Genomic DNA, 23244 nt, shown 5'->3' with positions numbered 1-23244 from the left:
TGTATGGTGCCAGTTTTGATATTATGGATAGTCCGGTTAAGATTCCCTACGAAAGTTTTATAAAAATTGATAGAAAATCAGAGACTTCTATCTATCTGCAAATTGCCAATCAGCTGATCAACGCGATTCAGAGAGGATTTCTTCCCTTTGGAACGAAGCTGCCGGGGACAAGAACGTTCAGTGAAATGCTGGAGATCCACAGAAATACAGCGGTTGCGGTGTACGATGAGCTCTCTGCCCAAGGCTGGACGGAGAGTTTGCCCAACAAAGGAACATTTGTGATCGGAAAAGATCAGGAAAAACCTGTTAAATTGAACGATTTTGAGCAAAATAGTCTTCAAAACTATCCAATTTCGACCGGTTTCTCATTCAAAACATCCAATATTCTCGATAATCCATTTGAACACTCAGACTGTGAATATGTCTTTAATGATGGAGTACCGGATATCCGTTTAACCCAAATCGGACAGCATTCCCGGTTTTACAGTTCTATTTTGAAACGTAAATCCAGCCAGAAAGCTTTTGGCCATTATAATCATGACGGGAGTGAATTTTTTAAAGAACATTTATCTCAATACCTGAATCTTTCCCGCGGACTTCCTATTTCCAAGAATAATCTGCTCATCACCCGAAGTACGGAAATGAGTATTTATATTGTTTCCGAAATTCTTCTCTCGGCTGGTGACACCGTATTGGTAGGATCTTTGAGCTATTTCTCCGTCAATATGATCTTTATGAAAGCTGGGGTTGACATTGTTTCCATTCCCATTGATGAGGAAGGAATTATGGTGGAAAGCGTAAGAGAAGCCTGTAAAAAGCAGAAAATACGGATGCTTTACCTTACTCCGCATCACCACTATCCTACTACTGTTGCTTTGAGTGCTCAAAGAAGATTTGAGTTATTGGAATTGGCTAATGAATACGGATTTATTATCCTGGAGGACGATTATGATTATGAATTTCATTATGATAAAAGCCCGATTCTTCCTTTAGCCAGTGCGGATACCAACGGAATGGTGATCTATATCGGCTCTTTCGGGAAGTCTTTAGCTCCGGGATTCAGGACAGGATTTATTGTTGCTCCGGAGAATCTGATGACAGAAATGCGTAAATATCTGGGAATTATTGACCGCCAGGGCGATATTCTGATGGAAAGAGCACTTGGAGAAATGATTGCAGAAGGAGAAATCAACCGTTATCTGAAAAAATCTTTAAAAGTCTACCAGGAAAGACGTGATTATTTTTCCGGATTGCTGGAAGAGAATCTTGGGGATTTTATTACTTTTCAAAGACCTTCCGGAGGGCTTGCCATATGGCTGGAATGGAATATTCCACTGAATCTGATGCAGCTGAGCAGGAACTGTGCAAAAGACAATCTTTTCATTCCAAAGACCTTGCTATATCAGAATAAAGGGCTTACGGCTATGCGTCTGGGATTTGGTGATCTTAATTTTGAAGAGATGAATAAAGGAATTGAAGTTTTTTCGAAGAATGTGAAGGGATTGCTTGGGTGATGAAATATCACACTGAGTGAATAAATTACGGTTTCTCTTGCTAAAAATTTTTGATTTTCTTGCGTCTTAAAAATGCATGAATATTAAAAAACTTGCACCTTTGCGATTTTCCAAAAAAAGAGATTATTTAATTTTTTGAACGCAAAGGCGCAAGTAAGATTATAATAGTTTGTTTTTAAGGCGCGAGGATTTTATCTCTGATAAAATTGATTGAGAATATTTATAAATAGAAATTGTATAGCATTCTACATAATTGTTTTTTAACCACAAAAAGGCACAAAAGTCTTGATCACTTACAATTTTTAAGAGCCTGCTTTACGTTTAATAAGTACACATGAGTTTTTAGAAAATCTTTGATTTTTATTTTATATGAACTTTTCTACATCTTCGTTTTCAACTTAATTAAGTGAACCAATGTATTTTTAAAATAAAAGCTTTTGTGACTTTTGTGGTTTTAAAAAGAGTAAAGCCCCTTTCCAGAGGCTTTTATTAATGATGAGAAGGAAAAATTACTTTGTTTTTCTTATGTTTTGGTTTCTTCTTTTTTTTATTCAAATAGATAATAAAACCGGTAATCGGGAGTGATAATGCGATAATGGCTGCCAGAAAATAAATAATTCTGGTGGTCAGTCCCAGGATACTTCCGGTGTGAAGATCATAATTTCTTTCTCTTAATGCGGTTCCATATCCGGTATTTTTGTTTTTATATGATTGAGATTTTAAAACTTCTCCTGAATATTGATCAAAATTAAAATGTTCATTTCTGTATTGTCTTCCGTCATAAGTCAGCTCAGCATAATAGGTTCCTTCTTCCGATCTTGGAAAATTAACAAGTGCTGATTTTTTGTCTTTCAACCCTCTTTCCATGGTATTTCCGATGAGATTGAGAATATTTTTACGGTTTGAAAATTCTTCGGAAGGAATTGTACTTTTGACTTTCTTTTCTGTTGGAATGTTTCCGTTTAGTGTGTTCTTTACCCATTGATCTACATCTTCAAAGCTCCACATCAATGCAGAATAAGAGATTAAAAGTAAAGGAATGATGGCATAAAATCCTAAGACATTATGAGCATCATAGTTGATTCTTTTCCAATTGGCAGATGTTTTAATGAAAAACATTCCTTTCAGCATGGCTTTACTCATTTTTCGGGGATACCATATAACAAGTCCTGATAAAAGTATAATAGCAAATATCAATGTGGAATAACCGGTAATTGTTTTTCCGATTTTTTCACCCAGCAGAAGTCTTCTGTGAAGATCTAGGACAATTTCAAAGAAATCTTTTTTGGCATCTTCTACTTCCTGTACTTTTCCGGTGTAAGGATCTACATAAATTCGATAATAATAAAGATAAGTTCCCCAATACGTCCATGCTTCGTTATCCATTTTTAAGGTACGGAATACATAGGTTCGTGAGGGACCGGAAGGCATGACTACCCTTTTGACTTTTAAACCTTCCGGAAGTGCTTTTTCTGCTTTTTCCGTAAGTTCAGCCAATGAAAGTTTGTTTCTTCCGATGTTTTCAACGTAATATCGGTTGGGGTGAACAATATGTTTTAATTCTTCTTCAAAAGCCAGGATACATCCTGTAGCAGCCATAATAACAACTATAAGCCCGGACGTTAGTCCGAGCCATAGATGTAACTGATAGGCAATTTTTCTAAACTTCAGCTTCATTCTTAAAATTTAAAGCTTACCTCAGCAACAAAATTACGAGGCATCTGAGCGACTACCACTCCCTGCCCTGCAAAATATTGTGCATTGCCCAGGTTATTCATTTTAAATCCTAATCTGTATCTTTCTTTTTCAAGGGAAATGGAAGCATTCACTAAAGTATAGGCAGGAAATGCAAACTGTCCGGTAACGGTTTTATTTCCGGTAATCTGTTTTCCCACACGGTTTACTCCGAAACCTACTCCCAGTCCCTGAAGTCCTTTGATCGGAAGAATATAACTGATCCATGAATTGAATACATTGGCAGGACCTGCAGATTCCGGACGGCGCCCATCTACAGCAGGATCAGCTTTTTCATATCTGCTGTGATTATAGCTATATCCGGCCATAATGTTTAATCCCTGAACAGGATTCATGATGGTTTCGATTTCAATCCCTTTACTTCTTTGCTTTCCATCCTGAACAACAATATTGTATTCTTTTCCGTCACGGATCACTCCGGTTCCTCTCTGGATATTATCAACAAGGATATCGTAGTATCCAACTGTGAAATTCACTTTATTTCTCCAAAGATTTCCCTTGATTCCTACTTCCCACTGATTGGCCATCTGTGGTTTCATATCTCCGCTATAGTCGGGTAACTGCTGGGTAACAGGAGCTGTATAGCTGAAGCCATTCATATAATTACTATAAGCAGATAGCTGATCTTTAACGATCTGATATACAATTCCTACTTTTGGAGACCATGCGGTCTGACTGAAATCACCTGTACGTTTGTTATCATTCAGATTAAGCTGTCCTTTACTTTCGTAATGATCCATACGCAAGCTTAAAAGCGTAATCAAACGGTCTGTAATATAGGTTACGTTTGAAATATAAGCTCCGTAAAGATTGGATGAATTGCTATTTCTTACCAAAGGCGTTTTACCTGCCACAATAGCAGCCTGAGTTGCAGTCTGAATTTTCTGAAGTGCCAGATCTCTGGATATATTACCATAAACTCCGGTTACAGGTGCCACTACCGGCCCCGCAGGATTTGTCCCATCAATGTAATCATACACTACAATCGGAGAATGATTATTGTTGATCGATTGATTCAGATAATCTAATCCGATCAACACTTTATTTTTAATTTTTCCGATATTAAATTCTCCGTTGAAGTTCTGCTGAACACTTGTAGAAGAAGCTTCCGAGTTCTGCCACTGTACGTTACGTTCCAGCAAAGCATCACTGGTTGTCCCTCTGATAAACTGATATTGATATAATCCTTCCGTTTTTCTGAAGTTTCTTGAAAGCAACGTTTGCGAAGTCCATTGATCCGAAATTTTGTAATTAGCCTCTGCTTTTACATTGATAGACGGAGCTTTTAAAGTCATATCATTGTTGGAGTAAGATCTTTTCCAGTCGAATCCAAGTTCATCTGGTGTATGAGCAACATAGGGTCTTGTTCTGGTCAGAAAAATAATCGGAGTATTGGTTCCTTCATAATTATAAATCTGAGCTCCTAAGTTAAATTTAAGTCTTTCATTAACCTGATAGCTGACTGTAGGGGCTACAAAGAATGATTTTCTGAATTCAGAATCCCTGAAACCATTCTGATACTGATACGCCGCATTCAAACGGAATAACATATTTCTGGATTCTGTAATCGGTCCGTAAACATCTGCGGTAACACGGTTCAGGTTGTAGCTTCCCATCAGATAAGAAGCTTCTCCTCCGAAATAATCTTTCGGTTTTTTGGTTACTGCGTTAATCAAACCTCCAAAAGAAGTTACCGCACCTCCGTACAACGTTCCTGAAGGACCTTTGATGACTTCAAGACGCTCAAGATCGGCAGGATCTATTTCTCCGTTAGTGGTTGCAGGCACTCCGTCTACCATCGATACTTTGGTAGGAAAACCTCTAAGGCTGTAGTAGAAACTTCCGTCTCCGGAACCTCTTCCCGGGCTACCCTGCATTTTTACCATACCAGGAACGTTTTTCAATACTTCCGAAATATCGTAAGTAAGCTGTTCCTTCATGATCTGCTGGTTGATACTTGTGTAAGCCTGTGGATTTTCAAGAACTTTCAGAGGCATTTTAGCCACTGAAGTACTGTCTTTATCCAAAAATTTATTTCTGCTCACTGCATATACGGTAATTCCTTCAATCACATTGTTGTGTAAAGGAGCGTAGATCGCAGGGATTTCATAGACATCTTTCTGAATGTGGATGGGTTCTCTCATCAGTTCGATGTCATTTAAAACCACCTGAAGCGTATATTCTCCAGGTGGCACATTTTCAAAGTAATATTCTCCTAAATTATTGGTTTTTGCCTGATAAGACGTGTTGACAAGCCTTAAAATAGCATTTTTTACCGGTGCTTTTTCAGACAGCATGATTTTGCCATGAACTCTGTCGCCCTGCTGTGCAGAAAGCGAGTTGGAAGATAAAGCAAGACCAAGAAGTAATATAAGGGTTTTAGATGTTTTCATGCTGTAAGTTTTGTAACAGGGGATAGTTTATTTTACCGTTTTGTGATAATGGGAATGATTCTATACGTTCTGTGCGTACATATTGGGGATTAATACGCAGTTTATTTTTAATGGTTTCGGTGATGATCTGAGGATCTATTTCCGGATTGTCATACAATACCACGATTTTTTTATCATTGGCATTCAGACAAACGAAAGTATTGCCCTGCATTTCATTTTTAAGGATAAATTCTACCTCATCGAGATTAAGACGTATTCCGAAAAGCTTCATGATACGCTTTATTCTACCTGTGATATAATAAATTCCGTTTTCACCTTTTCTGGCGGTATCTCCGGTATGCAGTACGGAAGGCTGCTCATACGTAGCAAGATCTTCCAGTTTATGGGCATAGCCTCCGAAAATACTGACATGAGAAAACAGCAATTCGTCCGTTTCAGGATCAATTTTGAAGCTTCCTCTTTCTACCACATTTCCGATTGATGTTTCTTCTTCCAGCAATCCTTCTGTGGTAAGATAAGCCATTCTTCCTCCTGCTTCCGTTTGTCCGTATTGTGCAAAGAATTCTTTTTTAAATTCATGACAATAAGAGAAAATAGTTTTTCTCAATTCCGCGTTAATCACGCCTCCGGTGTGGGTAAAATATCTGAGACTTGGAGAATCTTTTCTGAAAAAGCCTATTCTGTTCAGGTTTTCATAAAGAAAAGGAACGCCACCCAAAGTACTGTAGCCATACTCCTCCATTTCGTCCCAGAATGCTTTCTGCATAATGTCTTTATCCGTACACACGATTCTTCCGGCACGCATACAGTTGGTGGTGAAAATAGAGAATCCGTATACAAAATTGATGGGAACATTTAAAGGAACTACATCCGTTCCCTGAACCGGCATGTACTGAAGAATGCTCAACGCATTCTGATAAAGGCTTTCATCAGATAATTTAACCAGTTTTGGAACACCTGTTGTCCCTGAAGTGCTCAAAAGGATTTTGATGTCAGGGTGAATCGTAACTTCACTCTTATAATCATCCTTTGCGAAGATACTGATGTTGTCTGAGAATACTTTAAGAGTATATCCTTCAATGGCTTCTCTTTGCGGATCAAAGATGTATTTCGGACGGTATTCTGCCTCAATACGTTCTTTGAATTCCTCATGCAGTTTCTGTCCCAGTACCGCAATGGTGTGTGCTGTTCCGTAAAAATTGAGCAGCACTTCAATACTTGACAACTGATTGTCATTGTATAAAAAGAGCAGTCCTTTTTCTACGGGGTTTAAACCTAAAGACCGGTACAGTGTTCCCACCGGTATTGTTGTACCGGTGGAAGCATCTGTAAACCCCAAGTTCTTATTGGCAATTACATTTTCTAAAATTTTCATATGCTTAGTTTTCTACGAATACATCGTATTTTTTCATTTTTTCGCGAATCTTTCCGACGGTTCCCATCTCCAGAATATCGTTAAAATCAAACTTGATCTGATAAAACTGTTCAAGCGCTTCTACGATCAGAAGGTGAGACATAGAATCCCATTCCGGGATTTCCTGATAGGTTAGTTTTTCATCTACCAATTCTTTCTTTATGGCGATGGCAGAGGCGATAATTTCATAAAATTCTTCTGTAGTGTTCATTTTAAATTTTTATAGTTTTCCATTTTCCATTTTTAAAAATCATGAGGAATAGCACAGCCAAAACTATTTCCGAAGAAACGATTGCGGTAAATATTCCTCTCAGTTCCCACTGAAATCTTACTCCTAAGAGATAAGCCAGCGGAAGCTGAATCACATAAAACATCACGAGGTACAGCAGGGTAACCTGCAGAATGTTTCCGGCCGCATTCAGAGCACGGCTGATTACCATTGTGAATCCTAACAGCAGATATGCCATAGATACCACATGGATGTATTGAACTGCATATCTTGCAACTTCCGGTTCTGTAGTGAAAAATTTCACCACATATTCCGCTGCAATCTGCCAGAATAGGGCTACAAGTACCAGATATGTCATGTTGATCGTTCCGGCTCTCCATACTGTTTTTTCCGCACGTTCCGGCTCTCCGGCACCCAGATTCTGTCCTGTAAGCACTCCTGCTGCGTTTCCTATTCCCCAGGCAGGCATTGTTGCCACCGAAGCAATACGCTGGGCAATAATATATCCTGCAAGTGCTGTAGTTCCGAAAGTGGAGATGATCTTCACCATAATCAGCCAGCTGGATGTTGGGATGATATACTGAACCAATCCTCCAAAGGCGAGTTTCAGAATCTTCTGCAGCAATGGAATATCAAGCTGTAAAGGAACTCTGATACTGATGCTGGTTTTTCCTGTGGCAAACACAAAAGCCTGGTATAAGACGCCTAAAAGCCTTGATAAAACTGTAGCATATGCCAATCCCATCAATCCAAAAGCAGGTATAAATCCTAATCCGAAAACAAGGATCAATGCAAAAATGATATTGGAAATATGGCAGATCCAAAGTGATTTCATAGCAATATCGGCATCACCAGCCCCTCTGAAAAGTCCATTCACAGAAAGACGGAGAATCACCAGCCCGATACTCAGGAAGACCAGTCTCGAGAAAGAAACGCCTTCTGTTACCGTACTGGCATTGATTCCCAGAAAATCAACAATTTCTGATGCAAAAAAGCAGGAAACCCCACCAATAAGCACTGCAAAAAACAGAGCCAGCAAGATGATATATTGGGCTGTTCTGCTCATTCCTTCTTTATCTTTTTCGCCCGCTCTTCTGGCGGTAAGGGTTGCTGCTGCAATTCCCAAACCTACGGCAATAGCATAAGCAAAGTTGATGTAGTTATCTGTAATTCCCACAAGCCCAAGAACCTTGTCACCTAATTTTGCGATAATCAACAGATTGACGCTTACAAAAACAGATTCCATGACAAGTTCCATCACCATGGGAATGGCAAGACTAAAGATGGAACGGTTGATACTTCCGGAAGTCAGTTCAACTTTCTTTCCGGCTATGGCTCCATACGTAAAAACCGCTCCTTCTTTTAGTATATGCAGGAATTTCCTCATACTGCTGCTACTGAATTTTTATTGGCAATCTGATACAGTGGATTAGGCAGTGCTCCGTCTTTTCTCGGGATGGCAAATGCCTTGTTTTCACTGTAACCGTTATTTTTCAGACGCAGACTGTTGATATAGAATCTTTTGAATGCCGGCACGTACAGGTCATACTTTTCGTATCGTTCCTGAAGGTGGGTATTCTCTGCTTTATAATTTTCTACACAGTTGTGAACGAGTTCCCAGAATGTTTCTTCATTAAAATTGGAATACGTATGCAAAGCATTCGACAGATATCTGAAGAAGGCATCAAAAACTCCAAGTAAAATAAATAGCGGAATATTTTCTTTGTTGGAAGACTGGATCAAACCGTCCGCAAGGTGTGCAGGAAGTTTTTCTCTGGCTTCTGTGGTAAGTACAATATCATCCACAAAGTCTTTGATGACGATTCTCTTCGGAACTCCGTTCTTCAGAACCACCATAATGTTTTCTCCATGCGGCGTTACACATAATGAATGCGTGTAATAAATGTGTAATAATGGGGTAAGATAAGCGTCAAGATAGCTTTCAATCCATTCTTTAATGCTCACTCCTGCTTTTTCTGCAAATGCCTGAACCAATGGAACTCCACTTTCGTCTACATAGAGTAAAGAAGCCATGGTTACCATTTGCTCATCTTCTTTCAGATAGTTTTCAGCACTTTCTCTCCATAAAGCTCCAAGAAATTCATTATACTGGTATGGTACGCTGGCGATAGCTCCATATTGTGGATGCAGATAGGTGATTGCAGCTTCTTCTCCTAAGAAAATAGTTTCTTTGTTCTCCAGATAAGCATCATCTTTAATTAAGCCTTTTACCCAATCTGTAATGGCCGGAGCAATTTTCATCTGCTTAGGTGATAATCCTCTGATATTTCCTGTGCTCAGAATAGAAACAGCGGTTTTCAGGTATCTTTTTTCAGGATGATCTACATTGAATAAAGTACGGATACTCTGCTGTGGGCTGTAGGTATCGCTACCCTCTCCTAATTGAATTAAAAGTCCTGAAGCAATATCGCCCGCAAAATGAATCTGAAGCTTATGCTCCCACTGCCATGGATGTACAGGAATAAAATGATAGTCTTCAACAACTTTTCTTTTGTCTAACAACTGCTGCTGAAAATCATTATATAAATCCTCTCCTATTTCAGAACGGTAAAACTCATCTCTGTTAATGTGTTCCAAAGCCTGGAATGATGATCTGCTTTTATGAGAAGCCAGCCAGATTACTTTTAAATTTTCATTGGCTTCAGGGGCAAATGTTTTAAGATCTCTTGGAGAAAAACCTAATCGACTTTTGTTCACAATTACCCATGGATGTCCCGTCATATTGTGCTCTACAGTTTGATAATCCGCATCCGCAAGTTCTTTTGAAGACATTACTCCTCTTGATAAGATTAAAGCATCACAATACAAAGTATGCAGTAACTCTTCCGTGTATCTTGCAATCGTATAAGGATCCAGATCGAATACAGTCTGCATTTCCAGGAAGAAAGCGGCTACATCTACAGAAGACAAATCTTCACCGTTTTCTGTTTTTGTAATGCTGTCTTTATCAATATGCCAGTAATCCATCATTCTTTCCTGTCCGCGGAAGCTGTATGAAATATTTTCAAATCCTGTTTCGAGCTTAAAAACTGTATATCCGTCCTGATCTTCAAAGGTTACCACAGGTTTCAGAAGCTCTTCGTGCATCAGTTCTGCGATGGTTTTGGCCATTAGGTTTCTGTTAGCCTGATTCCAGTTTTCCTGGCTTATTGTATTTTTTAAGTTGGTGTTCATTTTTTGATTAAATTTTGGCAGTTGGTAAATCAGCATATTTTTCTACATCGAAATCCTGGAAAGCAATTTTCTTTTCAATTTTATAATGCTCTCTTCCCAGAATATCATTGATGATATAGGAATTACGGTACGCAGCCATTCCAAGATCCGTAGAAATATAGCTGTGGGTGTGAACTTCAGCGTGAAGCACGTAGATTTCGCCTCCGTTGTGGTCTATTGAATAGTTTCTGTTGACATCAAACAATCCGCTGGAATCTCTCTTGATTCTATCCTGAATATTTTGTAAGAATGCAGGCTCGTGATAGCGGTATCCCGTTCCAAGAATCAGATAATCTGCTTCCTGGTCATAAGGTACTTCCTGTTCCAGCTGGGTAAACTCAAGATTGATGAAATCCGGATTGCTGTTGTCTACTCTGTTCAACTGGCTGTTAGGAATAATTTTAAGATTAGGATCCGCATTGTCGATATTCAGATCATAAATAAAATCATAGATATCGTTGATCAGATCGTAATTGATTCCTTTAAACTGAGCTTGCTGTTTGCTTAAAATGGTTTTCCTTGCAGATTCACTTCTGTTGTAGAAATAGTCTACATAATCAGGTGAAGTAAGCTCCAGTGTCAGTTTAGAATATTCCATAGGGAAAAATCTGTCCGGACGGGAATACCATCCCAGTTGTGTCCCTTCATTTCTGTTTTGAAGAAGATCATAAAAAACTTCTGCTGAACTCTGGCCAGAACCGATAATTGCTATTTTTTTACCCTGAGATAATAGTTCTTCTTTTCTGTACAGATAAGAGCTTGTATGAATAACACGGGAATCATCTTTCGGAATGAAAGAAGGAATATGAGGCTGTGTTCCTGTTCCTAAAATCAGTCTTTCCGTTTTGAAAACCGTAGTTTCTTTGGTTTTGGTGTGAATCGTAGTTACATGATATAAACCGTCTTCATACGTAATATCCACTACCTGAGTAGAAAAACGGCATTGCGGAAGCTGTTCGATGACCCATTGGCAGTAACGGTTATATTCTTTTCTCGGAATGAAAAAATCTTCTCTGATAAAGAATTTATACAGTCTTCCGGTTTCTTTCAGATAGTTCAAAAGGCTCAAGGGATTTGTTGGATCGGCCATGGATACGCAGTCACATAAAAATGGAGTCTGCAGGGTTACATGGTCAATCATCAGTCCCGGATGCCAGTCGAAACCATCTCTCTGGTCCAGGAAAAGGGTTTTAAGTTCTGAAATCGGATTAGATAATGCGGCAAGTCCCAGATTAAAAGGGCCAATCCCTATGCCTATTACATTGTATACGGCTTCGTTAGTCATTTTTTGTGATGTTTGTGGTGATTTGTACCTCTTTATTTTGTGGGAATTTTTCCCAGTACCATTCTCTGTAACAGAAGTTCAGGTTGGCTTTTTTATGAGGCATTTCTATTACTTTATCTACTTTGAAGCCTACATGAGCTTTATTCATCATAGACGCAAGAGAGTCTACAGATCCTTCTCCTACCATTTTTCCTACCTGTGGCTGTGCAAAAACATAGTCAACCATAGACTGCGTGGATGGAGATACAAATTTCTTTTTAGGATCTGTAGGTGCAATGAACTGGTGCGTTCCGTAATCGGTAGGCAATACTTCGTAGTAATCGCCTACAATATCTCTGCAGGCCCAATACACCTCTATATTGCATGAAGGTTCATCGTTTCCTGCGATGATATAGCTGTGGGCTTCATCACTTGGAAGCATAAGTCTGTAATACGTTTCCAGCTCATCAATGGGCCAGTTCATCTGCCAGATTTTTACGGCATGTTCACGGTTGAACCATTCGTGAAGCATTTCAAGGTCGTTTTCAAGATCTATAGGACGCATACTCATCGTCACGTCTTCTTTCTGAAAGTATCTTTTAAAGAAAACCTCTGTTCCCTGCGGATTGATCAGCTGATCCGAGAAGAAATGTTTGTGAAGAAGGTTCGGAACTTTAGCATAAGAAATTGAAGAAGCATTCACCCCTCCGTCTACATCAGCAACCGCCGACTGAAGGTTTGATTTTACAGCCCAATATCTTTGATTCAAAGCATAATCCGTTAATGAGGAAGGTTCAGTTTCATGAAGATTTTCAAATTCCCTGTACAGAATATGGATTAGTCTTCTTTCTTTAACCAGACCTGTTTTACCTATTGAAGCAATCAGTGCGCTCAGGTTACTTACCAGAAGATGGTGAGAAATAATATCCAGAAGACGCTCATCCCTGATGAAAAGGTCTTCCACTTCAGGATAATCTTTGATCAGAGATTCATATTTTCCTTTAAAGCTTTCTTTGATTAAATAACCTTGTCCGTCTCTCACATAAATAGATTGAGGAAGCAATTGAGTATCCAATTGTACAAGCAGATTCTGCTGATGAACTTCCGGAGCCATCCCTAATTGATTGTACAATCTGTTTAAAGGAGAAAGCAACAGGTTTACATACTTTTCAAACCAGATGATAGCTGCTTTTTCTGCATCTACACCCAATTGATTCGCAACATTCTTAAAGAAATGCGCTGTAAAATTGAAACCATCTGTAGATTCATCCTGACAAAGCCTTGCCAATAGAATCACTTTATCTTCATTGGAAAAAGGATTTTCACGGAGCAGAATATTCAGGCTGTCCATATTCGTCCCTTCATAATGAACGCTTAACGTGGAAGGTTCCAGCAATAGTTTAAAATTCGGAAAGTCATTTTCAAATGAGGCTTTTTGATGCTGCCACCAGATTGCGGAAGCATAACCTCTGTTGAGATCTTTTAAGCTGTTTGTTCTCACAGAGCCTGTCATTAAAACATGCAGAGAGAATTTCAACATCCAGCTGAAATCCGGATTGTATACCGTTCTTATGGAAGATGTTGCATAAAAATCTTCTCCCAATGGTCCGATGTGAATAATTTTCCCGGAACCCAGCATTTCAGGGTATTCTGCTGTTGATAAAAGATATTGTGCCTCCCATGGATGGCATGGAACGATGTAAAAGTCATTGATGTTTTCAAAATCGTAGCTTTCTGGCAGTGAAATCCATTTTTCGAAGATTTCTTTTGCTGAAATTCCCGGAAGAGATTTTTCAGTGATGCAGTCTTTATGGATCAGGAAATAATCCAACTGAAATCCTTTTCCGAATTCTGGGCCGTATAAAAGCTGTTCTTCCTCAGAGAATCCCATTCTTGATTTGGTGAAAGGATGCAGATTGTGGCCTGCAGGAAGCATTTGCTCAGATTCAAGGAAAGAATAGGTCAACAACTGATCATCCTGAAGACACGCTTCTGTTGTCTGTTCCAGATTTCTTAAGCTGCTTTGAATTCTTTCCACAAAGTTTCTGAAACCCGTTTCGTTGGTAGTCTCAGAAAGTTCTTTGTAAACCAGTTCAGTAAGCTTTTGATCATTCACTTCAAAAACTTTTTGATTTTGATGATCTACCGCCCATAAAACAGGTCCGTATTCATGAAAAAGAGTTTCTGAACGATAGGAAACCGGAGCAAATAAAAACAGTCCGCTTTTCTTCATTTCAAATCTCATAAATAATGAATAATCACTGTTCTGAAGAGCTTTTGCCGTTAGAAGATCATATTTCGGAACACCCTGGTAGAATTTTCCGTTTCCCAGTTCTCTCAGCATTCCGTTCAACAGAATTCTGAAAGTAATTTCCCGGGCTTTTTCTCCTGTTCTATTTTCCTGAATTAAAGTCTTTTCCATGGTTTTTGATTGTGGTGAGAATTTGATGAATGTCTTCTGTAGTCGTAATCGGATTCAGGAAAGTAAACTTCAGATAGAAGTTGCCATCCACTTTTGTACTGGCTACAAGGATTTCTCCGCTGTAGAACAGTTTCATCTTGATGTATTGATTCAAGGCATTAAGATCACTGATTTCCGGATTTACATATCTGAAAACAAGAACACTTAGGTCGGAATCTGAAAGAAGTTCAAAATCTGCATCTTCCGTAATCATTGTAGCTGCATCTTTGGTAAGATCAATAACAGTATCTGTATATTCTGCCAACTGTTCTTTACCCATCATTCTTATAGTAAACCAAAGTTTTAACGCATCAAATCTTCTTGTACTCTGGGTAATGGATTTATTGATCTGTGCCGGAATTTCCTCCTCGTCCATTTCCTTCGGATTCAGATAATCGGCGTGGTGTTTAAGGATCAACAGTTCTTTTTTATTTTTAACAATGAAAGCACTGCTGCTGATCGGCTGGAAGAATGACTTGTGGTAATCAATCGTTACAGAATCTGCTCTTTCAATACCATTGATCAGGTCACGGTATTTCTCGCTTAATAATAAAGCACAACCGTAAGCGGCATCTACATGCATCCAGATGTTATAGTGTTCTGCAATATTGGCGATATCATCCAATGGATCGATATTTCCAAAGTCTGTGGTTCCAGCGGTAGCCACAATACCGATAGGAATATTTCCCAGTTGCTCTTCCCTCTTAATGTATTTTTTTAAAAGAGAAATATCCATACGGAAACGTTCATCGGTCGGAACTTTAACAATACTTTTCTCACCCAGTCCCATAATGGACGCATTTTTCAGATTGCTGAAGTGAGATTTATCGGAAACAAATATCCTGAAACGGCTTGCTTCCACTGGCAGACCATCCATTTTAATATTGTGGTTATATCTTTTCTGAGAAAAACAGTCACGCATCATGACCAATCCCATCAAATTACTCTGTGAGCCTCCTGCGGTGAAAACACCATCGCTTTCATTCGTATTATATCCAATTTGACCGGCAGTCCAGTCGATCAGTTTTCTTTCCATAAAGGTTCCTCCCGCACTCTGATCATAAGTATCCTGCGAAGAATTGATGGCGCTTACAAGGATTTCACCTGCCAGTGCCGGAATTACTACAGGACAGTTAAGGTGAGCTACATATTGTGGTAAGTGAAAAGCGGTGGCATGCTTTACATAAATATCATCTACTTCAGCCAGCAGCTCATTATAATTGGATAGTTTTTGATTAAGATCAATCTGTTGTACCATTCCTTTCATTGTTTTGGCTTCGATACCACTGAAAGGCTTGTTGTTCCTGTGAAGAAATTCCTGAACCAGGTCTAAAGTACTATTGACAGCATTACGATAGTGATCATAATTGTCAGGATGAAAAATATTCCCAAAATTCCCCGAAATGTGAGGTGAAGTGGTGCTTGCGAACGCTTCTAGGGATATTAAATTGTTGTTCATAAAAGTTTTGTAATGTGATTTTTTAAATCTGTGAGTTGTTGTGGTTTTTTCGATATATGGTTATATATATCTGATAGTCAGGTTTTTAAATTTTGCATTTTTTATTATATTTTATTTGGTGATTACGTAATTATTACTAAATTTGACTCGACTATTGTTATTTAGAATAATTAAAAACAAAGATAAAAATTATTACTTAACACCAAATTTTTTTTAATGAATTCTACAGAAATTTTAGATAAAGACTGTTTAACAGCTGTAAAACTGCTTCCTACGGTCATAGAAGTCACCTCTCAGGAAAGAAGAATGATAAAAGATGCAGCTTTGCATCTTCAGAAAAAGTATGACACTTATGAAAACCGTGATTTTATAAAACATGTCCATCAGCTGGCGTCTTATTTTTTACCAGAGAGAATTTTAAATATAGCGGCTGATTTTGCGAGTGACTTTTCAAAAAATCAATATGGTGCACTGATCTTTACCGGACTCATGGATATCGATCAGGAGAATATAGGTTCTACTCCTCCCAACTGGCAGGCAGCCGATTATTCAAAATTTAATTTATATGGCTTTGCATGTGCCCTTATCCATGGCGCACTTCCATCAAAACCGGTACAATATTATTCGCAGCGTAAAGGCGGCGGACTGATCCATGCCATCATTCCTGATGAAAAAATGAAGGAAACGCAAACCGGATCAGGATCTTCTACAGATTTATACGTCCATACGGAAGACGCTTTTCTGAAACATCAGGCTGATTTTTTAAGCTTTATGTATGTGAGAAATGAAGAGCAGGTCCCTTCAACGTTATATTCCATCCGTTCTCATGAGTCTATTGGGGAAAAGTACAGAGCACTTTTTGATCCTATTTATAAAATTCCGAAAGATGCCAATCTGGAAACGGGAAACAGTGAAGAAGAAACCCTGGATTCTGTATTGTATGGCAATTACAGCCTTCCTTTCATGAGATTCGATGCTGCTGAACAGCTTTTCAATTCCAGCATCAGACAGTCTGATGAAGCGCAGAATACACTGCATGACTTCTGGGAAGAAGCCAGACATTTGATTTATTCAGGATTCACGCCTCAGGCAGGAGATGTTATTCTGGTAAATAATCACTTATGTGCCCATGGAAGATCGGCTTTCCGTGCGGGAATAAGAAATATTGACGGTGTAGAACAGCCATGTGAAAGAAGGATTATGCTTCGTATGATGAGCAAAGTAAGTCTTATTGATATGAGAGCGCACACCCTTACGGAAGATCCGTTCTTTGTGATAGAGGAACATTTGGGCAAAAACTTTCAACACTTTTAATAGAATGCCTGGTTAGTTGGCATTTTTGAACATTCAATCAATAGTAAATCCTTTTTGGGCATGGCTCAAAAAGGATTTTTTCTGGTTAATCCTTGTCAAGGTTTTAAACCTTGACAAGGATATAGGGGTATTAAGTTTCGGCTAAAGCCAATATTACACTAACAATAAAAAACAAGCGGGCTTTAGCCCGCTTCTATTGATATAAAAACTAATCAATATTCAATAGGAACGGGCTAAAGCCCGTTTAATAATTAAATATAAATTCAAAATGGCTTTAGCCGAAACTTAAAAAAGGGTTCATTGTTTAAAAAACCTGTCAAATAAAGACAATTGCTCCGACAATGATCTGCTCCAGTATTCCGGAACGTGCCCGCCTAAAGATTCTGTGTAGAGATGCTGGATCTTCATTTCAGTCAGCTTTTTATGAAAATTCCGGTTCATAGTAATCATTTGAGTGTCTTCTGTACCACAGTCGAAAATATATTGCTGATCTGCTCCGGCCATCAGTTTTATTTTGCTGTCGGTAAGGAAACTGGGATTGATGGATTCTAGTGGTCCTAAAACTTTATTCACCATATATTTCTGATATCCTTCTCCGAACAAGTTGAAATCCAGTGCTCCACATGAACTTCCCACGATTCCAAATGTCTTGTTGTACGTAACCCCGATGTTGGTTGCTCCATAGCCTCCCATACTCCATCCCAGAATTCCGCGGAATTTTTTCTCAGCTTTCACAGGATAGTTTTTATCAATAAATTCTACCAGCTCTTTTCCAATAAAGGTCTGATACTGTGAATCCTTAACAATCGGGCTGTCTACATACCATGAACTGTAGTTTCCATCCGGAAGGACATAGATGGTTTTAAATTGCTGAGCTTTTTTAACCAGATCAGGAATATCCTGTTTGATAATCCTGTTCGGATTACCGCTGAAGCCGTGAAGAATATAGACAGACGGATACCTGGTATTAGGCTGTAAATTGGGAGTGATGATCACTGTTTTGATTTTTTTATTCATTTTCGGACTGAAAATTTCCTGATGAATAATTTTTTGTGCTGATAACTGTACAAATGCAGTCAGTACAAATACAGTCAGTACAAATACAATGTTGATAAGCTTCTTCATGCTGAAAAATTTTTAATTAATCATAATCACTGGTATCATATTTCTTTAAACATATTGTGTACCAATGCATCTTTGACAGAGCAAAATTGCGGCATAAAAAAAAGAAAAGCCTCAACCTATGTTGAAGCTTTTGTTAATTCTTTTAATAAAATTAGATCAGTCAATGATTAATATTTCCAAAGCATTAATCCTGCCTGATAGCCTGTTCCCAGTGTCCAGATAAGAATATAATCTCCTTTTTTCAATGATTTTACTTCTTTTTGATATTGGTCTAAAGCTAAAAATGGACTGGATGCTCCGGTATACCCAAGCTCTTTAGAGTAAAAAGGAATTTTTCCCTCCGGTAACTGAAAGTAATCACGGATCGTATTGATATTCTTGATAGAAAACTGTGAAAATAAAAACAAATCAATCTGCTCCAGACTTATCTGATTGCGCTTTAAGAACAGAGGGATATTTTCCAGTGCAAAATTGACACTTCCCATTCCGTCGAAAATACGATCCCAGGTTGCCAGATCGCCATGATGATGATCCGAACTTCCTTTAGGCGGATAAAGTACGGTATTACAAAAGCTGCTGTCTGTATGATATAATACATCTATTAACCCTGACGTGTCGTCTCCATCATTTTCTACGATGAAGGCAAAAGCAGAATCTGAAAAACCAAAAGCTGTCGTAGGATTATCAGGATCTAATATCCCCGAAAATTTTTCGGCACAAACTACCAAAGCTTTTGTTCCGGACCGCGTTCCTTTTAAATATTTTGATACCTGATCCAGCGCTATAAATGCTCCAATACAGTTGGCATTAATATCATAACATAAGGTATCCGGTTTTCCCTCTAATGCATGATGGATCTGGATGGCATCACAGGGAATATGATGTTCAGGAGAGCTGCTCACAAAAATAATAATATCTATATCGAGGATAGAAATATTACTTTTATTAAAAACTCCTTTTGCTGCTTCAATTCCCATAGAAAGTGTAGTTTCATAGGAATCCTGTGGAACAATAAAACGTTCTGCCCTGCCTAAGGCATTCTGGATTTTTTGCATTGAAATTTCCTGGTTTTCAAAGTATTCAATAACAGCTGTATTATTTTCTACAAAATCAGGATGATAGAAATACGTGTGGTGTAACTTCATATTTGGTTAATATTTTAATTATATCTCTTATTTGTGATATAATGTAAAGTTAACATAATAACAGAATATATCCCGGAAACATGAAATAAATCATTTTAAGGCTGATTATTAAAAATGGATGGTAATGTAATCAGTACTTATCTCCATTAATTTCCTTTTTGATCCGGCTAAGCTGTGTAGGTGTTATGCCCAGATAAGAAGCGATATGATGCTGTTTCAATCTGTTATAAAGAGATTCTTTGTCAAGCAATTGCAAGTATCTTTTTTTTGCTGTTTCATACTTCAGAGAGACTTCCAAAGGTTCTTTTTTCACCACCCAGTTTTTTTCCAGATAATACAGGTGAAAAAGAGCCAGATCATGGTGTTTTTCCAGCAGCTCACGGTAAGCTTTTGCGGGGTATTGTATTACTGAGCAGTCTTCCAGTGCAATAATATTGAAATCGCTGGGTTCGTTTTTAATAATGGCTGCTGTAGAAGCTACGAAGCTGTTTTCTTCAAAGAAAATTTTATATATATTATTTCCCTGTTCATCTACTGTGTAATATCCTATTATTCCCGACTTTAGAAAGTAATAATATCTCGCCATAGAACCGGATTCCAGCAGAAGATCATTTTTGCGGTAATATTCTTCTGTACAGATATCCAGTAAATCTTTAATCGTTTCCTCAGATAAAGGATAATACTGATTAATATGTTTTACAAATTCTGAATGCTTCATTCTGGTATTTGGAAAGTATAAAGGATTGTATTATATGAAAATCTGCGTCATCTGTGGTTAAAAAGGTTTAATCCAGTATTTTTTTCATCATCAGATCCGTCTGTTCCTCTTCTCCCAGTCTGAAAATATGCTTATCAAACTCAACAAATCCGTTTTTTCTGTAAAATTGTAAAGCTCTCAGGTTTTCTTCCCAAACCCCAAGCCACAAATAAGATTTCTTAAGTTGCTCAGCCGTTTCCAAAGCCTGGTTGTAAAGAAGCTGGCCTACTTTTTTACCGTGATGGCTTTTCTTTACATAGATTCTTTCAATTTCAAGGGCGGTATCATCCTGAAGTTCGGTCTGTGCCTTTCCGGCATTGACTTTCAGGTAACCAACCGGATTGTCTTCTTCCCAGGCAATATAGAAAAATGAATCAGGATTATTCAACTCTGACTTTATTTTTTCCGTATTAAAGCTTTCTTCCAGATACTTTTTCATAGCCTCTTCCGTATTATTTTCTGCAAAAGTTTCAGTGAAGGTTTGTATACCAATATTCTGAAGTGTTTCGAGGTCTTTTTCGCTGGATGTATTGATAATAATTGATGACATAATTAGGTATTTATTGTTCTAATTTATAAATAAGATTTTTTATTTCAGGTAAGGTTAGTTCTGTTTTTGTTTCTGATGTTATTATATTTTTTAAAATTTTAATGTGAGCCGTCTTTAAAGCATCTTCGCTTTTCACTTCCTGATCGGGGATCACTCCTATATGTTCCCAGTTCTTTTGAGTGGTTAAAGCTGTTATTTTTCCTGCCGGAACAAGCAGTAAATATTGATTTTGAACCATAAAATGATCCACAGGATTGGCGGCACCCCCTGTTTTTTCACCAATTACTTCGGCAAGTTTATATTGCTGCAAAAAATAGGCTACAGCTTCTCCGGCCGAAAAAGTTTTTTTACTGGTAAGAATATAGATCTTTTTATGAAGATATTTCTGTCCGAGAACTTTGGGTTGAGTACTGTCTACAACCGTTTTCTGATTATGTCTGAAATACGTGGTATAAAGATCTTTTTTCTGATCAAAAAAATAGCTTAAAAACAAAAGAAGCATCCCGTTTTCTCCACCACCGTTTTCTCTGAGATCAATAATCAGAGAATGGGTATTGGCAACAAAGTCCATGGCCGCTGCTAATGTTTTTTCACTGGCTTCAGGAGAGGCAAAACCTTTATAATTGATGTACCCAATATTCCCAGAAAGTCGCTGAACTGTTTCAAATCCGAAATTTTCAAGACTATTGTGTTCATTGTTCAATTTCTCTTTCTCTTTTTCACTCATCTGTTTTTCAGGCGTATAGTTTTCGAGATATTTTACAAAAAAATGTTCGTCTTTAATAGTTGTTCTTAACTTCTGAGTGAGAAGATTTGCAAAATCTTTTTTATTGAGGTCTTTAAAAGTTCCTTTTTTCAGTTCATTTTGAAATAAAGAATCCACTTTTTTATAAGTTTCTTTATCAATATAATGACTTTTTACTTTTTCTGTAATATCAGCAAGCACTACTGAAATATCATTTTTTTGGGCACTCGAAAATAAGAAAGTGAAAAGGGAAATTCCAACATATAATTTTTTCATTGAAATAAGGATTTAATATTTCAACAAATGTATTTTAATGAGTTCTGTATGAATTGTAAAAATGGAAACTCAGATGAATAACCAAACATTATTCTGATCAGTATCTACATTCTCAAAGAATTTCCCGGGGCTTATTCTGGTGAGTTCTTTAAAATCTTTAATAAGATGGGATTGATCATAAAACAGATGTTCGTAGGAAAGTTCTGTAAGATTTCTGGATTTTTTATTTGAAATCAAGACATTACGAAACCGCTGTATTTTTCTGAATTCTGAAGCAGGTTTAGCCAAGTATCGCTGAGAGATCTTGTTGACATACTGTCTTGTGATTTTATTTTTTGCAGCAATTTCTTCAATACTCAATTCTGTTTCAAAATCATTCAATATTGTATAAGCCATAGGTAAATTCCTTTGCCGGAACTTGGAAAGACAATAATTTTCCAGTATTTCAATTTGTATTCTCCTGTCAGACTCTTTTAAAACAGTGCCCATAATGTCTGTAAAGTCTGAAAGAAGGATTTCCTGTTCCAGATCTTCGCTTTTATCAGCATTAAAAAAATGATAAATACCTAAGGGTTTAAAGTAAACGGTAACTTCATTAACCGATTGCCGATAAAAAATTTCAGTAGGAACAGAACATCTGAATACAAAATCAACCACGATATTTTCAGAAGAAGATCTGGTAATTTCTACCCATCCTTTATCCTGTGTAACAGCAACATCCTGACATGCTGATACAATAAAGTAATTGTCCGGAAATGTAAGATATTTTACAGGTTTCTGATGGTCATCTTTTTCTATAAAATAATATCCTTCAATATAATCTTTCAAAACAGGATGCATCGGTTTATAAAAAGTAACTTTCATATGAGTGATGAGTTGAAAGTAAAAATACAAATAGAAAACAAAATCCTGAAACTTTGTTCAGGATTATATTGTTTATAAAAACAGTATTTTTTTAAAGGCTTCGGAAGCCAGATGTACCTGTACGCTCCAATCATCTGCTGCGTCACTTCCTGCATCGTCAGAAATATATTTCAGGCATAAAAACGGAATGTTTTCCTGTTGGGCAATCAATGCCAGCGGATAGGCTTCCATGTCTACAATATTGTAATCTGTTTCGGAGTGGTTCATTTCAAAACTATCACCGCTACCACAGATTCCTTCTTTCAAAGTATCCATTTTAAGACCATATTCCAGTACAGGTGGTACTCCTGATAATGGAGTTTCATATAATTTAAAACCAAGCCCTCTTACATCCATATCCCGCTGGATGAATTTTGTGCAGCATACCACTTCTCCTTTGTGAAATCCCTTACTTCCGGCAGAACCTAAATTCACGATCAGCTTAGGTTTTCTTGTGTGAATTTCTTTGGTTAATTCAATCGCCGCATTTACTTTTCCGATACCGGTAATCAATTTGTTTTTATCGTCGAAAACAGTTCCTGCTTCGGAATCTAATGCAAAAACAAAAAGGGTATCATCAATTGAGTAATGGGTGTTGTTGTTAATTTTTATCATTGAGAAATCAGATTTATACAGCTTTTATTACTGTATTACAAAGATACAAGACTCTATTCAATTAAAAACCACAAAATAAAACTATTTTGGG

General features: G+C 37.7%; 18 protein-coding genes. 2 read left to right on the top strand and 16 right to left on the bottom strand.

The genetic code is table 11. The features are described from left to right. The first annotated feature begins 23 nt into the window (after positions 1–23). Positions 24–1514, top strand: coding sequence for an aminotransferase-like domain-containing protein (locus tag V0410_RS03950; protein WP_330746402.1), 1491 nt, complete (start codon positions 24–26; stop codon positions 1512–1514). Positions 1515–2003: 489 nt separating this feature from the next. Here V0410_RS03950 and V0410_RS03945 read toward each other — a convergent pair whose 3' ends face one another. From V0410_RS03945 to V0410_RS03905, 9 genes are read right to left on the bottom strand one after another with little or no spacing between them, the layout of a single operon-like run. Beyond that, positions 2004–3191 (bottom strand): PepSY-associated TM helix domain-containing protein, encoded by a 1188-nt coding sequence (locus V0410_RS03945; protein ID WP_330746401.1) that lies wholly within the window; start codon positions 3189–3191, stop codon positions 2004–2006. 2 nt (positions 3192–3193) lie between these two features. After that, the gene (locus V0410_RS03940) at positions 3194–5662 is read right to left on the bottom strand and encodes a TonB-dependent receptor (protein ID WP_330746400.1); all 2469 of its coding nucleotides are present in this window, start codon (positions 5660–5662) and stop codon (positions 3194–3196) included. Next, positions 5649–7037 carry an AMP-binding protein gene (locus tag V0410_RS03935; RefSeq protein WP_330746399.1) on the bottom strand — a complete coding sequence of 463 codons (1389 nt, stop codon included), beginning with the start codon at positions 7035–7037 and terminating at the stop codon, positions 5649–5651. Before V0410_RS03935 ends, V0410_RS03940 begins: the two co-directional genes overlap by 14 nt. 4 nt (positions 7038–7041) lie before the next feature. Continuing rightward, entirely contained in the window at positions 7042–7287 is a 246-nt protein-coding gene (locus V0410_RS03930; RefSeq protein WP_002979498.1) for an acyl carrier protein, read from the bottom strand. Between the two features lies 1 nt (position 7288). Beyond that, the gene (locus tag V0410_RS03925; protein WP_330746398.1) at positions 7289–8692 is read right to left on the bottom strand and encodes an MATE family efflux transporter; all 1404 of its coding nucleotides are present in this window, start codon (positions 8690–8692) and stop codon (positions 7289–7291) included. Continuing rightward, positions 8689–10500: an IucA/IucC family protein gene (locus V0410_RS03920; protein ID WP_330746397.1), complete on the bottom strand. Its 1812-nt coding sequence runs from the start codon at positions 10498–10500 to the stop codon at positions 8689–8691. Before V0410_RS03920 ends, V0410_RS03925 begins: the two co-directional genes overlap by 4 nt. 7 nt (positions 10501–10507) lie before the next feature. Next, on the bottom strand, positions 10508–11824 hold the full coding sequence (locus V0410_RS03915; protein WP_330746396.1) for a lysine N(6)-hydroxylase/L-ornithine N(5)-oxygenase family protein: 1317 nt from the start codon (positions 11822–11824) through the stop codon (positions 10508–10510). Next, positions 11817–14225 carry a GNAT family N-acetyltransferase gene (locus V0410_RS03910; protein ID WP_330746395.1) on the bottom strand — a complete coding sequence of 803 codons (2409 nt, stop codon included), beginning with the start codon at positions 14223–14225 and terminating at the stop codon, positions 11817–11819. Before V0410_RS03910 ends, V0410_RS03915 begins: the two co-directional genes overlap by 8 nt. Next, the gene (locus tag V0410_RS03905; RefSeq protein WP_330746394.1) at positions 14197–15723 is read right to left on the bottom strand and encodes a pyridoxal phosphate-dependent decarboxylase family protein; all 1527 of its coding nucleotides are present in this window, start codon (positions 15721–15723) and stop codon (positions 14197–14199) included. Before V0410_RS03905 ends, V0410_RS03910 begins: the two co-directional genes overlap by 29 nt. A gap of 216 nt (positions 15724–15939) precedes the next feature. On the opposite strand from V0410_RS03905, the gene V0410_RS03900 reads away from it, so the two are divergent. Beyond that, a complete protein-coding gene (locus V0410_RS03900) occupies positions 15940–17037 on the top strand; it encodes a TauD/TfdA family dioxygenase (RefSeq protein ID WP_330746393.1) in 1098 nt (365 codons plus the stop codon). 297 nt (positions 17038–17334) lie between these two features. On the opposite strand, the gene V0410_RS03895 is transcribed toward V0410_RS03900, so the two are convergent. The 7 genes from V0410_RS03895 to V0410_RS03865 form a co-directional block, all read right to left on the bottom strand. Next, positions 17335–18162 (bottom strand): alpha/beta hydrolase, encoded by an 828-nt coding sequence (locus tag V0410_RS03895; RefSeq protein WP_330746392.1) that lies wholly within the window; start codon positions 18160–18162, stop codon positions 17335–17337. Between the two features lie 167 nt (positions 18163–18329). Next, positions 18330–19307 carry a 3-oxoacyl-ACP synthase III family protein gene (locus V0410_RS03890; protein ID WP_330746391.1) on the bottom strand — a complete coding sequence of 326 codons (978 nt, stop codon included), beginning with the start codon at positions 19305–19307 and terminating at the stop codon, positions 18330–18332. A 130-nt stretch (positions 19308–19437) separates the two neighbouring features. Continuing rightward, entirely contained in the window at positions 19438–20025 is a 588-nt protein-coding gene (locus V0410_RS03885; protein ID WP_330746390.1) for a Crp/Fnr family transcriptional regulator, read from the bottom strand. 67 nt (positions 20026–20092) lie between these two features. Then, a complete protein-coding gene (locus tag V0410_RS03880) occupies positions 20093–20614 on the bottom strand; it encodes a GNAT family N-acetyltransferase (protein ID WP_330746389.1) in 522 nt (173 codons plus the stop codon). Positions 20615–20624: 10 nt separating this feature from the next. Next, positions 20625–21635 carry a S41 family peptidase gene (locus tag V0410_RS03875; protein ID WP_330746388.1) on the bottom strand — a complete coding sequence of 337 codons (1011 nt, stop codon included), beginning with the start codon at positions 21633–21635 and terminating at the stop codon, positions 20625–20627. A 69-nt stretch (positions 21636–21704) separates the two neighbouring features. Continuing rightward, entirely contained in the window at positions 21705–22499 is a 795-nt protein-coding gene (locus tag V0410_RS03870) for a helix-turn-helix domain-containing protein (RefSeq protein WP_330746387.1), read from the bottom strand. A 72-nt stretch (positions 22500–22571) separates the two neighbouring features. Then, positions 22572–23153, bottom strand: a complete 582-nt coding sequence (locus tag V0410_RS03865) for a 5'-methylthioadenosine/S-adenosylhomocysteine nucleosidase family protein (protein WP_330746386.1) — start codon at positions 23151–23153, stop codon at positions 22572–22574. Positions 23154–23244: the final 91 nt, after the last annotated feature.

Origin of the sequence: Chryseobacterium sp. CP-77, from assembly GCF_036362765.1 — a bacterium.
Taxonomy (GTDB): Bacteria; Bacteroidota; Bacteroidia; order Flavobacteriales; family Weeksellaceae; genus Chryseobacterium; species Chryseobacterium cupriresistens.
This window is presented reverse-complemented; position numbering and strand designations above follow the sequence as displayed.